General features: G+C 64.8%; 17 protein-coding genes. 12 read left to right on the top strand and 5 right to left on the bottom strand.

All coding sequences use genetic code 11. From position 1 onward, the window contains the following. Positions 1-4: 4 nt before the first annotated feature. Positions 5-307, top strand: a complete 303-nt coding sequence (locus BMX92_RS07530) for an alkylphosphonate utilization protein (RefSeq protein ID WP_093014336.1) — start codon at positions 5-7, stop codon at positions 305-307. 197 nt (positions 308-504) lie between these two features. Here the strand turns inward: BMX92_RS07530 and BMX92_RS07525 are convergent, their stop codons facing one another. Next, the gene (locus BMX92_RS07525; protein ID WP_093014333.1) at positions 505-1,056 is read right to left on the bottom strand and encodes a 2'-5' RNA ligase family protein; all 552 of its coding nucleotides are present in this window, start codon (positions 1,054-1,056) and stop codon (positions 505-507) included. 124 nt (positions 1,057-1,180) lie between these two features. Between BMX92_RS07525 and BMX92_RS07520 the strand changes: the two genes are divergently transcribed. From BMX92_RS07520 to BMX92_RS07505, 4 genes are all read left to right on the top strand, one after another. Then, on the top strand, positions 1,181-1,627 hold the full coding sequence (locus BMX92_RS07520; protein WP_093014330.1) for a pyridoxamine 5'-phosphate oxidase family protein: 447 nt from the start codon (positions 1,181-1,183) through the stop codon (positions 1,625-1,627). Between the two features lies 1 nt (position 1,628). Then, complete coding sequence (locus BMX92_RS07515; RefSeq protein ID WP_093014327.1) at positions 1,629-2,024, top strand: DoxX family protein; 396 nt, start codon at positions 1,629-1,631, stop codon at positions 2,022-2,024. Positions 2,025-2,106: 82 nt separating this feature from the next. Beyond that, entirely contained in the window at positions 2,107-4,155 is a 2,049-nt protein-coding gene (locus BMX92_RS07510) for a carbon starvation CstA family protein (RefSeq protein WP_093014324.1), read from the top strand. Beyond that, on the top strand, positions 4,152-4,337 hold the full coding sequence (locus BMX92_RS07505; protein WP_093014321.1) for a YbdD/YjiX family protein: 186 nt from the start codon (positions 4,152-4,154) through the stop codon (positions 4,335-4,337). Before BMX92_RS07510 ends, BMX92_RS07505 begins: the two co-directional genes overlap by 4 nt. A 385-nt stretch (positions 4,338-4,722) precedes the next feature. Here the strand turns inward: BMX92_RS07505 and BMX92_RS07500 are convergent, their stop codons facing one another. Together BMX92_RS07500 and BMX92_RS07495 are read right to left on the bottom strand one after the other, a co-directional pair. Continuing rightward, a complete protein-coding gene (locus tag BMX92_RS07500; protein WP_093014848.1) occupies positions 4,723-5,640 on the bottom strand; it encodes an XdhC family protein in 918 nt (305 codons plus the stop codon). A gap of 42 nt (positions 5,641-5,682) precedes the next feature. Next, positions 5,683-6,351 carry a S24 family peptidase gene (locus BMX92_RS07495; protein ID WP_093014318.1) on the bottom strand — a complete coding sequence of 223 codons (669 nt, stop codon included), beginning with the start codon at positions 6,349-6,351 and terminating at the stop codon, positions 5,683-5,685. Between the two features lie 115 nt (positions 6,352-6,466). On the opposite strand from BMX92_RS07495, the gene BMX92_RS07490 reads away from it, so the two are divergent. Continuing rightward, positions 6,467-6,652: a hypothetical protein gene (locus BMX92_RS07490; RefSeq protein WP_093014315.1), complete on the top strand. Its 186-nt coding sequence runs from the start codon at positions 6,467-6,469 to the stop codon at positions 6,650-6,652. After that, positions 6,649-7,020 (top strand): hypothetical protein, encoded by a 372-nt coding sequence (locus BMX92_RS07485; protein WP_093014312.1) that lies wholly within the window; start codon positions 6,649-6,651, stop codon positions 7,018-7,020. The genes BMX92_RS07490 and BMX92_RS07485 overlap by 4 nt, the downstream gene beginning before the upstream one ends. Positions 7,021-7,174: 154 nt before the next feature. Here the strand turns inward: BMX92_RS07485 and BMX92_RS07480 are convergent, their stop codons facing one another. Together BMX92_RS07480 and BMX92_RS07475 are read right to left on the bottom strand one after the other, a co-directional pair. Further along, on the bottom strand, positions 7,175-8,158 hold the full coding sequence (locus BMX92_RS07480) for a hypothetical protein (protein ID WP_371262292.1): 984 nt from the start codon (positions 8,156-8,158) through the stop codon (positions 7,175-7,177). A gap of 19 nt (positions 8,159-8,177) precedes the next feature. After that, on the bottom strand, positions 8,178-9,404 hold the full coding sequence (locus BMX92_RS07475; RefSeq protein WP_093014309.1) for a TIGR04063 family PEP-CTERM/XrtA system glycosyltransferase: 1,227 nt from the start codon (positions 9,402-9,404) through the stop codon (positions 8,178-8,180). Positions 9,405-9,510: 106 nt separating this feature from the next. On the opposite strand from BMX92_RS07475, the gene BMX92_RS27295 reads away from it, so the two are divergent. The 5 genes from BMX92_RS27295 to BMX92_RS07455 are packed head-to-tail and all read left to right on the top strand — an operon-like array spanning position 9,511 to position 13,932. After that, on the top strand, positions 9,511-9,657 hold the full coding sequence (locus tag BMX92_RS27295; protein ID WP_177184959.1) for a hypothetical protein: 147 nt from the start codon (positions 9,511-9,513) through the stop codon (positions 9,655-9,657). Continuing rightward, complete coding sequence (locus BMX92_RS07470) at positions 9,650-11,014, top strand: putative O-glycosylation ligase, exosortase A system-associated (protein ID WP_093014306.1); 1,365 nt, start codon at positions 9,650-9,652, stop codon at positions 11,012-11,014. The genes BMX92_RS27295 and BMX92_RS07470 overlap by 8 nt, the downstream gene beginning before the upstream one ends. Then, positions 11,011-11,688, top strand: coding sequence for a hypothetical protein (locus tag BMX92_RS07465; RefSeq protein WP_093014303.1), 678 nt, complete (start codon positions 11,011-11,013; stop codon positions 11,686-11,688). The genes BMX92_RS07470 and BMX92_RS07465 overlap by 4 nt, the downstream gene beginning before the upstream one ends. Before the next feature lie 45 nt (positions 11,689-11,733). After that, positions 11,734-12,741, top strand: coding sequence for a DNA topoisomerase IB (locus BMX92_RS07460; RefSeq protein WP_093014842.1), 1,008 nt, complete (start codon positions 11,734-11,736; stop codon positions 12,739-12,741). 30 nt (positions 12,742-12,771) lie between these two features. Then, on the top strand, positions 12,772-13,932 hold the full coding sequence (locus tag BMX92_RS07455; protein WP_093014300.1) for a mechanosensitive ion channel family protein: 1,161 nt from the start codon (positions 12,772-12,774) through the stop codon (positions 13,930-13,932). The last annotated feature ends 57 nt before the right edge of the window (positions 13,933-13,989 follow it).

The following is a 13,989-nucleotide window of genomic DNA, read 5'->3' as shown; positions in this document are numbered from 1 at the left end:
GCACATGGCCGACGACGATTATGTCTATGATGAAGCCAGCGGCGAGTGGATCAGCGCTGCGGATGCGGCAGAGCGCGCTGGCGCGGACGGTGCGGTGGAAGTGCGCGATTCGGTGGGCAATCTCCTGGCCGATGGCGATCAGGTGACGCTGATCAAGGATCTGACCGTCAAGGGCGCGGGCCAGACGCTGAAGCGCGGCACGCTGATCAAGGCGATCCGGCTGACCGGCGACGCGCAGGAAATCGACTGCAAATATGACGGCATCAAGGGGCTGGTGCTGCGCGCGGAGTTTGTGCGCAAGCGGTGAGTGGTGGAAGCGGCCAGTGTTCCCCCTACCGCTTGCGGGAGGGGGTTAGGGGGTGGGCATTCGCATCGTTGCAAATGCCCACCCCGCTGCGACTAAATTCGCTGCGCTCATTAAGTCTCGCCGCCCCTCCCGCCTGCGGTAGGGGCAACAAAAATGGAACGTCACCTACTCCCCAAAGCCCCCATCACCCCCCTGCATCAAAACAAACTATATTGCGCGCCGCCCTGTAGCTTCCAGGTGCCGACGACATCATGGCGCGTGCGGCCGACATGGCTGCATAGCAGCAGCAGTTCCTCCACCCGCCAGCCAAAGCCGTCGATGCGGCGCTGGGCCGGAGGACCGTCGCGGTAGAAAAGGGTCTGGTGCGGGCTGAATGTCCAGTCGTCGCGCGGGGGCGCGGCCGATCGTTTCAGGGCGTCCGCCACCTGTCGCTGGAGCCGGACCAGCGACGCATTGCTGCGCGAGGGGCGCAGGGCGGCCGACCGGCCGCCATAGCTTAATCGATCGAGCAGCAGGTCGAACGGATCGGCCATGATCTGCGTGGCGGCCGCGCGCAGCAGTTCGATCCGGTCATGGGGATAGGCAGGCATGTCGGCCATGATGCCCAGCGTGACATGCTGATGCGCGGGCAAGATGCGATCCACCCCGCCCGCCAATATCTCTGCATAATGATCGATCCGGCGCGCGACGACCGGCGGCGGCTTGACCGCGAAGAACAGGCGATAGGTTGGCGCGGCCCGACGGCCCATAGGATCAGTCCCGAATCACTTTACATGTTCCTGATATGTTCTATTCCCTCTGGTGTCGATGGCCGATGGAACCCGAATCGCCCTATCCTGCGTTGAGAACGCACAGAGGAAAGGAGTGAGGCATATGGTGCAGCACACGATCGCCAGCCTGTCCGAAAAGATGCGGCATATCGATTTTGCGATGCTGTCGACCCATACGGAGGACGGCCATATCGGCGCCCGGCCGATGAGCAACAATCAGGATGTCGCCCATGGCGGCGACAGCTATTATTTCACGACCGAAGACGCATTGATGGTGCGGGACATAGAGCGTGACCCGCGGGTCAGCCTGTCCTTCCATGGCAAGTCGGGCCTGTTCGGGCAGCGGCCGCTGTTCATCGCGCTGGAGGGCCGGGCGGACCTGATCCGGGATCGCGACCAGTTCGATGCGCACTGGAACCCCGATCTGGAACATTGGTTCGCGCAAGGCGCCGACACACCAGGACTGGTGATGATCCATGTCCATGCCGAGCGCGCCCATTATTGGGACGGGCAGGATGAGGGCGAACTGGAAATCGACGTGATGCACTGAAATGGCGCGCGGCCGGACGATCGCGCGCTGGGTGTTGGCGGCCGCCTATCTGGTGGCGGGCATCGCGCATCTGACCCGGCCAGCGGGCTTCGTGGCGATTACGCCCGGCTGGGTGCCGGAGCCGCAGATGGTGGTCGCGCTGACCGGCATCGCCGAACTGGCGGGCGCGGCGGGGCTGATGATCCCGCGCCTGCGCCAGGCGGCGGGATGGGGACTGGCGCTCTATGCGCTGTGCGTCTGGCCGGCCAATATCCATCATGCGCTGAATGACATTCCGCTGGGCGGCGTGCATCTGAACTGGTGGTATCACGGCCCCCGGCTGGCGTTGCAGCCGGTGATCATCTGGTGGGCGCTATGGGCCAGCGGGATTACGGATTGGCCGTTTCGCCGCCGCTAGCCGGTTGTGTTTCGGGCTTGGGGGCTTAGGGTAGCCGCTTCCCTGACAGGCTATTGACCCTGAACGACCTTACGGAGCGCGCGTGACCCGGCATATTCCATGGATCATAATCGGCCTGCTGGGCGCGGCGGCATTGGGCGTGGCGGCGGTATCGCGCGGCGAAACGGTCAATGCGCTGTGGATCGTGGTCGCGGCGGTCAGCAGCTTCCTGGTCGCCTATCGCTATTATGCGCTCTATATCGCGCGCCATGTGATGCGGCTCGATCCCGCGCGGCCGACCCCGGCGATCCGGCGCGCCGACGGCCTCGATTATGTCGCGACCGACCGCAGCGTGCTGTTCGGCCATCATTTCGCGGCGATTGCGGGCGCGGGGCCGCTCGTTGGGCCGGTGCTGGCGGCGCAGATGGGCTATCTGCCCGGCACATTGTGGATCATCTTCGGCGTGGTGCTGGCCGGCGCGGTGCAGGACTTCATGGTCCTGTTCATTTCGATGCGGCGCGACGGCAAGTCGCTGGGCGAACTCATCCGCATGGAAATGGGGCAGGTCGCGGGCACGATCGCGCTGTTCGGCGCTTTCATGATCATGGTCATCATCCTGGCCGTGCTGGCGCTGATCGTCGTGAAAGCGCTGGCGGAAAGCCCGTGGGGCATGTTCACCGTTGCCGCGACCGTGCCGCTGGCCATGGCGATGGGCGCCTATACGCGCTGGATACGGCCGGGGCGGATCGGGGAAGTCTCGATATTGGGCCTCATCGGCCTGCTCGCGGCGATCGTCTATGGGCAGGCGATCGCGGAATCGCCGGTCTGGGGGCCTGCCTTCACCTTCACGCCGGTACAGCTTTGCTGGATATTGATCGGCTATGGCGCGGTCGCCTCCGTTCTGCCGGTGTGGCTGCTGCTGGCGCCGCGCGATTATCTGTCGACCTTCCTGAAAATCGGGGCGATCGCGGCGCTGGCGATCGGCATCGTCATCATGGCGCCGCCGCTCAAGATGCACGCCGTTACCCAGTTTGTCGGTGGCAATGGCCCGGTCTGGTCGGGCGGCCTGTTTCCGTTCCTGTTCATCACCATCGCCTGCGGCGCGGTGTCGGGATTCCATGCGCTGATTTCCAGCGGCACCACGCCCAAGCTGATCGCCAGCGAAGCGCATGCGCCGATGATCGGCTATGGCGCGATGCTGATGGAGGCGTTCGTGGCGATCATGGCGCTGGTCGGCGCGTCGATCCTGGACCCTGGCATCTATTTCACCATGAACAGCCCGGCCGCGCTGATCGGCACCGATCCGGCCAGCGCGTCGGCCGCCGTCACCGCCATGGGCTTCCCGATCTCGCCCGACCTGATCGCCCAGACGGCCAAGGATGTGGGCGAACATACGATCATCAGCCGGGCGGGCGGCGCACCGACGCTGGCGGTCGCGATGGCGGAAATCTTCAGCCATGTCGTCGGCGGGCCGGCGATGAAGGCCTTCTGGTATCATTTCGCGATCCTGTTCGAGGCTTTGTTCATCCTGACGGCCGTGGACGCGGGCACCCGCGCCGGGCGGTTCATGTTGCAGGATCTGATCGCGCTGGCCGTGCCGTCCTTCAAGGAGACGAAGAGCCATGTGCCCGGCATATTGGCGACGGGCCTGTGTGTCGCCGTCTGGGGCTTTTTCCTCTATCAGGGGGTGACCGATCCGCTGGGCGGGGTGAATACGCTGTGGCCGGTGTTCGGCATTTCCAACCAGATGCTGGCGGCGATCGCGCTGATGCTGGGCACCGCCGTCCTGTTCCGGATGAAGCGGGACCGGTTCGCCTGGGTGACGATGGCGCCGGCCGCCTGGCTGCTGATCTGCACCCTGTCGGCCGGATGGCTGAAGCTGTTCTCCGCCGATCCCAAGGTCGGCTTCCTGGCCCATGCCGACAAGTTCGGCACGGCGGCCAGCGCGGGCGAGATACTGACCCCCGCCAAGTCGATGGCGGAGATGGAGCGCATCATCTTCAACGACCGGGTGGACGCCGCGCTGGTCGCGCTGTTCCTGGCGGTGGTGCTGTCGATCCTGTTCTTCACGGTGAAGACCTGTCTGGCCGCGCGCCGGATCGCCGCGCCCACCGCGCGGGAAATCCCCGCCCAACTGGTGCCGGCGGAATGAGGGCGATGCTGGCGACATTCGCCCGCACCGCGCGGCTGATGGTCGGGCTGCCCGACTATGACGCCTATCTGCGCCACATGGCGGCGCATCATCCCGATCGGCCGGTGATGGACCGGACGCAATTTTTCCGGAACCGGCAGGAAGCCCGCTATGGCGGCAAAAATGGCGGGCGCTGTTGTTGAAAAAGACCAGATAACAAGATGTTGGTAGATTCATCCAAGTAACGCCGCCGACATCTGACGTGATGTTTCGTAATATTACACATGTAAAATCCCATCCTGCGACAGGAAATTTCACACATACGTCATTTGGGGTATTGATCCGTCGCGTCGCTTTGCTACGGCGCCCCGGTCCTTTGTGCCCGACAGCGTAAGGGATATGCCCCCTGCCCGTCCCTTGCGGCAGGGGGCATTCGACATTCAGCCCTGACGGGCTGCAAATGGCGAATTTCCGCGCTTCCGGTGCTCACCTACTTTTTCGAAACGAGGCACGTGACTCGTTTCAAGGGTCGCGAAAATCCACCATTTTCGCTCCGTCATCATCTGACTGTCGATCGACCCTGATTCTTCAAATTTTGGCGTTGAAGCCCGCGACCATGCCTGCGGTGATCGACAAGGCGATTTCCGCCGGGCCGATCGCGCCGATATCCAGTCCTGCCGGTCCGTCGATCCGCGCCAAGTCGTCGGATGAAAATCCCAGTTCCGCCAGTCGCGTCAATCGCGCCGCATGGCTTTTGCGCGATCCCAGCGCGGCGATATAGCCGGTAGGCGCGCGCAGGGCGGCGACCAGCGCAGGATCGTCTATCTTGATGTCGTGACTGAGCGTCACCACTGCGGTCGATTCGCCCGGATGATGGGCCGCGACCGCTTCGTCGGGCCAGCGATCGTCCAACAGGACGCCGGGAAAACGTTCCTGCGTCAGGAAGCGTCCGCGCGGGTCGATCACGACCGGGGTCACACCGATGGCCTGCGCCAGGGGCACCAGACTCTGCGCGATCTGCACCGCGCCGACGATCAGCAGGCGGCGGGGCGGATCATAGCGGTTGGCGAAGCCATCCTGCCCTTCCCCCTCGCGGGTCTGCCCACTGGCCAGATCGGTCATCAGCGTCAGCGCCCGGCCCCGCCCGCTTTCCTCCGCGATACGGTCGAAGAGATGCGGCGCGAAGCCATGTTCCGCGACCGGTTGCACCAGCACGGCGATCTCGCCGCCGCAGGGCAGGCCGACTTCCCATGCATCGCCATCGGCCACGCCATAGGTCTGGACATGGGCGGTCCGCCCGGCGATCACCTCTGCGGCGCGTTGCAGCACATCGGTTTCGACGCAGCCGCCTGAAATACTGCCTTCCAGCCGGCCATCGCGATGCACCAGCATATGGCTGCCGCGCGGACGCGGGGCCGATCCCCAGGTGGAAATCACCGTCGCCAGCGCCATGGGCGCGCCCCGCCATTCCATCGCCTTGCGGATCACGGCGCCATTATCGTTCAAAGCCAACTCCTTGTGCAGGACCATAGCATGCCATCCGGCATTTCAGTGCAAGCGTCGTCCGGTCCAGACGACCCGGCCGACAATATCCACCAGCGCGGGATCGATATCGGCCCAGTCGGGATAATGTGGATTGTCGCTCACCACGCTGAACCGGCCACGCAACGGCCCCATGGCGATCCGCTTGACCATCAGGACCGCGTCCAGACGCAGCACATAAACGCCGTCGCGCAGCCGATCTGCATCATCATCATGATCGACCATGATGTCGTCGCCATCATTGAGCGTCGGCGCCATCGATTCGCCATCGACCCGGATGATCGAGACGCGCTGGGGCCGGACGCCCAGATGCCGCAGCCAGCGCGCATCGAAGGCCATCGCGCCCGACGCCCGTTCATCATCGTCCAGCGTGCCGCCGCCCGCCGACGCGCCCAGCGCCAGCCGGGGCACCGCGACCACGGCAGGGAGCCCGCGGACCGGCGCAGGCGCCACCCTGTCCGTCGCGCCGCCGCCCAGCATCTGTTCCGCGACACCGAAATAGCGGGCCAGGATACGGCGATCCTCCTCATCCAGCTTACGCGGTGTGCCGCGCTTGATGAACTGCTGAATATAGGCCGGGTTGCGTCCGATCAGCCGCGACAGATCGGCATAATTTTCCCCGCGATCGGCAATCAGCCGGTCCAGCGCGATGCGGGCGTTTTGCGATTCATCCATACAGCATTCCTATTGATAGGATTTTTCCTAGACAAGTAGGAAATTGGCGGAGAGATAGGAATTTACCTACTGACTCGCGCCGGGCGAGTCGCTCAGTCGAGGGAGACGAAGGCAGATGCTGTTGCGCACTATCGAACGATTCCTGCACGAATTTCAGATGCCGCCCACGCGATTCGGCCGCGAATGCGTGCGCGATCCACGGCTGGTCTTCGACCTGCGGATGGGCCGCGAACCGGGCGATCGCGTGAAAAGGCGTGTGGAACATTTCATGAACAACTATCGCAGGAGCATCGGCCGATGACAAGGGCGCATCATGGATTCGGGTCGAGCAATCTGGTCCGACATAAAGCGATCGCCGACCGCAGGGGCGATCCCCTGCCCCAGTTTCTGGACCAGTTGCTGGCGCGGGCAGGCATGCCGGCGACAATCGAACGGGCGAACAGCCGACCATGGGCCAGCGCCCTGTTCGAAGGACGCCGCCATGTCATCCGGCTGCGATTTGCGGGGATCGACTATGCGGCCAGGGTCGATGATTTCGTCACGGGCATCGAGTCGGCGGAATGGACGCTATCGGGCCATTTCGTCGCCGATATCAGCGTCGACGACGGGCTGGTCGAGACGGACAGCGTCTGGCTGGAACTGTCCGCGCTGACGATCGAGGATTGGTAAGCGTTTGTTTGGACGTGCACCTCTGGCGCATCTGCACCGGCCCACATCCCCACCCGACTGTCCAGCCATGGTATCCTGTTGGGCGGTCGGGTGGAGGTGTGGGCCGGTGCGGTATCGAAAATGCGCTCTTCCGCGCATTTTCCAAACAGATTGATCAGCGACGACCGGCCAGGTTGCGCAGCGCGCCGAGCGCTGCGCGCAAGGCTTCGTCCGTATCCTGTTCCACGGCACCGCGCACGGGCACGGCCGACGGCACGGCCATATCCGCAAGGACGCCAGTCGATTCGACCGACGGCACGGTGGCGCGGGTGCGCAGGGCGAGGCCGCGCTCCAGCCGGTCGGTCAGTTGCGCGACGGACAGGCCCTGCGTCGGCTGGCGCAGCGGCAGCGGCGCCAGCTTGGGCTCGACCGGTTGCGGAGCCGGTGCGATGACATCCTCGAAATCAGGCTCAAAACTATCCTCGACCGGGGCCGCGAAGACCTGTTTGGGTTCGACGGCCCGTTCGGGTTCGACATAGGTCTGAACCGGACGCAGGAAGGCGGGCTGCGGCGCCGGGGCCTCAACCTCGGGAAGCGGCGCCTCCGGCCGTGCGAAGGTCGCGGACGGGAGCGGCGATTCGGCTTCCGGTTCGCGGTTCACCACCAGAGGGCGGCGCGCCGATTCGGGGCGGGCAAAAATTTCGACGCCGTCAAAATCGCGGCTGGCGAAGATGGGCGGGCGGGGCGGGGCATCGGGATGGGCATCGGCCCGGCGCAACGACGGCATGTCGACACCGGCATCTGGCATAGCGCGGCCCCGCGCCAATGCTGTCAGCTTTGAGAAGGCGAAACCCATAGTCTTTGCTCCCTGGACGCGAGGGGCGCGTCCCTTCCCAACTTCTTCATCCGCCGCGTCTTCCGGCGTCCGGCGGGTCATTCCGATCAGGCCCGCCGCCATCAGGCCGGCAAAACCTGCCACCACCAGCCGCGCATTCGTCCCCAAAGGCGGGGCGGCGGCCGGAAAAGCCTCACTAAAGCCGCTGGATGCCACGATCGTTTCGATCAGGCCCACCGGCATCAGCAACGTCAGCAGCGCGACGGCGATTCCGCCCAGCGCCACCATGGCCTTACCTCTCCCGTTCCGAACGCCTGTCGCCACCTGTGTTTCCACATCCTGTTCAGGCGGCTGCCCGCGTTCGGATCGAGCGCGCCAGCAACTGCTGGTAAACGGGTTCGTAACGCAAAATGTTTGACGACCAGTTACGATCGCGCTCGACGAAGGCGCGCGCCACGGCGCGGCGCGCATCCCATCCGGCCCGATCGGCGAACAGGCCCGCGATCGATTCGGCGATGGCGGCGGGGTCATCCGGCGCGAACAGGGTGCCGGTCACGCCATCCTCGATCAGTTCGCGATGGCCGCCCACGCTGGACGCGGCGACCAGCCTGCCCTGCGCCATCGCCTCCAGCGGCTTGAGCGGGGTGACGAGATCGGTGAGGCGCATCGCCTTGCGCGGATAGGCCAGTATATCGACCTGCGCATAATAATGTTCGACCTGATCGTGCGGCACGCGGCCGACGAAGACGATATGGTCGGTGAAGGGGGAGGCGAGCGCCTGATCCCGCAGCGCCTGTTCCATCGGCCCGCCGCCGACCAGCAGCAGCTTGGCCTTGGGACGCGCGCGCACGAGTCGCGGCATGGCGGTGATCAGATCGTCCAGCCCCTCATAATCATAGAAGCTGCCGATGAAGCCGACGACATCGGCGCCCTCCAGCCCCAGCTTCGCGGTCAGGGCCGGATCGCGCGGCACCGGCGTTCCGAACTGGTCCATGTCGACGCCATTGGGCGACACGATGATCTTGTTCGCGTCGATGCCGCGCGCGACCAGATCGCCGCGCAGCCCTTCGCAGATGACTGCCACGGCGTCAGCATTGCGCACGGCATGGGTTTCGAGCTGCCGGGTCAGCCAGTAGCGCGGGCTGCCTTCGGTCCCGGTGCCGTTGCCGACCGCCGCATCCTCCCAGAAAGCGCGGATTTCGTAGATCATCGGGATGCCGTGCCGCTTGGCCACGCGCTGCGCGGCGATGGCGTTGAGCACCGGCGAATGGGCGTGGATCACGTCCGGCCGCCATTGCCGCACCAGCGCATCGATCGCATCGGCATGGGCCGCAATGTCGCGCCATTCGCGCAGCACCGCATTGCCGGTGGCCGGTTCGCCGGGCGTGCGATGGAAAGTGAGGCCGTCGACCTCCTCCTGCAACGGACCCGCCGCGCTGTGGCGGCGGCCGGTGATGCCGCGGACCTGCCACCCGTTGGCGATCTGCGCACGCAGGATCGCCCGGGTGCGGAACGTATAGCCGCTGTGCATCGGGAGACTGTGGTCCAGCACATGGAGAATATGAGTCATAGCCTGCCTTGTGTGACTCAAAAGGTTTAACGGCCCGTCAACTCTGTCTCGCTAGGAGAAAGGCCGTGCGCACCCTGACCCTGCCCTTTGCGATGATCGACGCCCAATGATCGATGCCTTATCCCTGCTGGTCAGCCATGGCGCAATCCTGCTGGCTGCGTGGCGGTTGCTGCCGCGCGCCGACCTGGACCGCGATCCCGATCCGCAGGGGCCGGGCGCCCCCGATTCGCCGGAGTCGCGCGCCGATGCGTGACCTTTTCTTCGTCGCCTTCCTCGGCCTCTTCTTCCTGATGGGGTTCCGCCGGCCGTTCCTGCTGGTCGCGGTCTATGCCTATATCGACATCGTATCGCCCCAGCGCCTGTCCTATGTGCTGCTGAACAGCATCCCCATTTCCTTCATCGCCTTTGCCGCGATGGTGGGCGCCTGGCTGCTGGTCGACGACAAGAAGGATTGCCGATTCTCCGCCCGACAGGGGCTGATGCTGCTGCTGGTCGCCTGGTGCGGATACACCACGCTGACCGCCGATTTCCCGGTCGAGGCGATGACCAAGTGGAACTGGGTTTGGAAGGCGATCATCGCGGGCGTCTTCCTGCCGCTGGTGCTGCGCACCCGGTTGCGAATCGAGGCGCTGATCGTGTTCATGATCCTGTGCGCCAGCACCATCATCATCAATGGCGGGCTGAAGACCGCGCTGTCGGGCGGCGGCTATGGCGTGCTGAACCTGATGGTGGAGAATAATAGCGGCCTGTATGAAGGCAGCATCATCAGTTGCGTCGCCATCGCGCTGATCCCGCTGATCCTGTGGGTCTGTACCCATGGCACCATCTTCCCGCGCGACTGGAAGGTGAAGCTCTTCTGTTACTGCCTGTGCCTGGCCTGTATGTTGATGCCGGTCGGCACGGAAGCGCGCACCGGTCTGGTCTGCCTGGTCATCCTGGCGGGCATGATGCTGCTGCGGTCGAAGAAGAAGTTCGTCTATGGCCCGCTGATGGCGCTGGCCGCGCTGGCCGCCATCCCCTTCCTGCCGGCCAGCTTCACCCAGCGCATGGGGACGATCGAAAATCATCAGGGCGACGAAAGCGCCTCCACCCGGGTCGCGGTGTGGATGTGGACGCTCGACTATGTGAAGACGCATCCGGGTGGCGGCGGCTTCGACAATTATCTCCAGAACAGTTTCACCTATTTCGCCCAGAGCACGATCAGCGACGCCGATGGCAGCCGGGTCGAGCGCCGGCTCGTCACCGACAAGGGGCGCGCCTATCACAGCGCCTATTTCGAGCTGCTGGGCGAACAGGGCTATTTCGGTTTCGCTATCTGGGCGCTGATCCACCTTATCTGCTTCATCCGCACCGAATCGATCCGTCGCACCTATCGCAAGCGCGACGGGCCGGATGAGGCGTGGATCGCACCGCTCGCGATAGCGCTGCAACAAGGACATATAATATACATGATCGGGTCGCTGTTCGTGGGTATCGCTTATCAACCCTTCATCTTCATGATGCTGGCCCTGCAAATCGGGCTGGACACCTATCTGACGCGCAAGCGCAAGGATGCGGCGCGCGCGCAACTGGGCGCGGCGCTCGCCGCACAGCGCGGCTTGCCGGCATGAACGGCGAACTGCGTGCGCTGGGGCTGGCGCATGGGCTGATACTGGGCCTGCTGCTCGCCTCTCCGCTGGTTGCGCCCGGCCTGTTGCCATGGGGCGTGGACGCGCTGTTGCTGGTGGGCGGATTTCAGTTGCGGCTAGCCGACCGGCGCTTTGCCCTGCGCGGCGAGGCGAAGGACTGGATCAGCCATATCCTGATGGCGCCCACGCGTTTGCTGCGCTGGGGCGCGGCCGCCGTGGTCGCCCTGATCGCGGGGGACATGGCGCTGGCGCAGACCATAGCACTGGCGGCGATCGTCTGCGAACTGGTCGCCTATCCGCTCTGCACCTTGCTGCTGGGCCAGCGCGGCCTGCGCTGGAGCACGGGCGCGCTGATCCTGTTGCTGGTCGCGATCGGCATGATGGCGCGCAATCCGGCGCATCCGATCATCTGCTTCCTGATCGGCGTCACCGCCTGCATGGTGTGGCTGCGTGGTCCCGATGGGGAGCCGCGCGCGCTGGCATTGGCCCTGGGCGGCGGGGCGGCGGCGACGCTGACCTTGCTATTGCCCGGCGCCCTGCCCTTTGCCGCGCCGATCATCACCGTCTGCGCGACATGGGTGCTGGCGCATCTGTCGGTGCTGCGCCGCCGCCCCCTGCCCTGGCGGCTGGGCACGCCGCCGATCCGGGTTCGATAGGAACGAAGCGATACATCAGGGGTTTTGCGCCATGAGAAGGACAATATGGCGCAAAACTCCATCGTCCATGCGGACGATACGATCCCCGGAATCACGCGGCGCGCGCTGAAACGCGGCTGGGCCTATCGCGATGCCGATGGCAGGCGAATCACCGATCGCGACGAGATTGCCCGGCTGAATGCCATCGCCCTGCCGCCCGCCTATCGCGACTGCTGGTTCTGCCCGTCGCCCTACGGCCATATTCAGGCGATCGGCTATGACGACCGGGGCCGCAAACAATATCGCTATCATCCCGATTTCCGCGCCGCGCGGGAGGCGGAGAAATATGCCGGCTGCCCCGATTTCGGCCGCGCCCTGCCGAAATTGCGCGAGCAACTGGAAATCGACCTGTCCCGGCGCGGCCTGCGCAAGGACCGCACCATCGCGGCGGTCATCCGCCTGCTCGATCTGGCCAAGCTGCGGGTGGGCAACGAACATTATGCCACCACCAACAAGAGTTTCGGCGCGACCACGCTGCGCCGCCGCCATTATGACCTGAACGGCAAGTCGCTGACGCTGCGCTACCGCGCCAAATCGGGCAAGCAGCAGCAACTGACCGTGACCGACAGCCGCCTGTTGCGCTTCGTGCGGCAGGTGCAGGATCTGCCGGGCCAGCATCTGTTCCAATATCTGGATGAGGATGGCGAGGCGCGGCCCGTCTGTTCCAGCGACATCAACGCCTATATCGCGCAGGCCATGGGCGCGCCCTTCACCGCCAAGCATTTCCGCACATGGGGGGCTTCGGCCATCGCCTTCGAAACGCTGGCGGCTCAACATGTCAGCCTGAAACAGATGATCGATCCGGTGGCGCAGGCGCTGGGCAACACGCCCGCGATCAGCCGCAAAAGCTACATCCACCCCGCCCTGATCGCGCTTTGCCGCGAGGGACAGGATGAATGGCGCGCGGGGCTTCGCCTGCCGCGCCGAACCCGCTATCTATCCCGCACGGAACGCGGCCTGATCGCCTTCCTCGATTCCATAGCCGATTGCGCCCCGCTTGCAGCGGCGGCCTGAAGCGCACCCTAAATTCCAGACAGGACAGGCATGGCCAGCAAGAAAGACCCCGCCCTTCCCGACATCGACGTGACCCCGCCCAACCTTGCCGAAATGTGGCATAGCACCGTGCACTGGTTCCAGCTTCACTATTTGCAGATCCTGATCGCGGTGGGTGCGGGCACGCTGATCTACCTTGCGCTTGCCACCCTGCGGGAATTTGGCAAGCGGCATAAGGGCGATCGCGGCGATCCGCTGGGCTATACCAATGTGCTGGGCCGCGCCGCCGCGCGGACCACGCAATTCTTCATGGTGATGATCGCCGCCCGGCTGGTCGTGGGCTATGCCGATGCGCCGGTTTCGCTGGCCAAGACCGTCGGCTTCCTGTTCACCATCGCAACCGTGTTGCAGGCCGCCATCTGGGCACGGGAAATCATCCTGGGCCTGATCGAGCGCAAGACGCTGGCCGAGGATGGCGGGGGCGAGACGCTGGCCAACGCCATGGGCCTCATTCGCGTGCTGGTCAGCTTCGCGCTGTTCGCCATCGCGGCGATCGTGGTGCTGGATAATCTGGGCGTCAATGTCACCGGTCTGGTCGCGGGCCTTGGCATTGGCGGCATCGCCATCGGTCTGGCGGCGCAGGGCATATTTTCCGACCTGTTTGCGGCGCTGTCGATCATCTTCGACAAGCCGTTCCGCCGGGGCGAGATCATCACCTATGACCAGACCACCGCGCGGGTGGAGCGGATCGGCCTCAAGAGCACGCGGCTGCGCGCTATGAGCGGCGAGAAGAAGGTGATGTCCAACGCCAATCTGCTCCAGAAGGAAATCACCAGCCTTCAGACGCTGATCCAGCGGCGCGTCACCTTCGCCATCGGCATCGTCTATCATACGCCGGAGGACAAGGCGGAGGCGATTCCCGCTATCCTCCAGAAGATCGTCGAGGCGGAAGGCTTCCTGTTCGTGCATGCCGGGATGGTGCGCTTTGGCGCCAGTTCGCTGGATTATGAGCTGAGCTTCGACGTGCCGGACCCGGACACGCACGACTATTTCCAGTCGCGCCACCGCATGGGTCTGGCCATCTGGAAGGCGTTCAATGCCGAGGGGATCGAATTCGCCTATCCTTCGCAGACGACCTTCACCGCAGCGCCGGACGGGCGGCTGGTCATGCCCTATGCCGGTGATCCTGCGCCAGTGGTGGAGCCGCGGTAAATCCCGCCTTTCGATTTGGTGCCGCGAATAGGTCGCGGGGCCAAGTCGCGCTTTAAT

The organism is Sphingobium sp. YR768, assembly GCF_900111125.1.
GTDB lineage: Bacteria > Pseudomonadota > Alphaproteobacteria > Sphingomonadales > Sphingomonadaceae > Sphingobium.
Note: the sequence above shows the minus strand (reverse complement) of the source record. Positions and strands in the feature narration are given on the sequence as shown.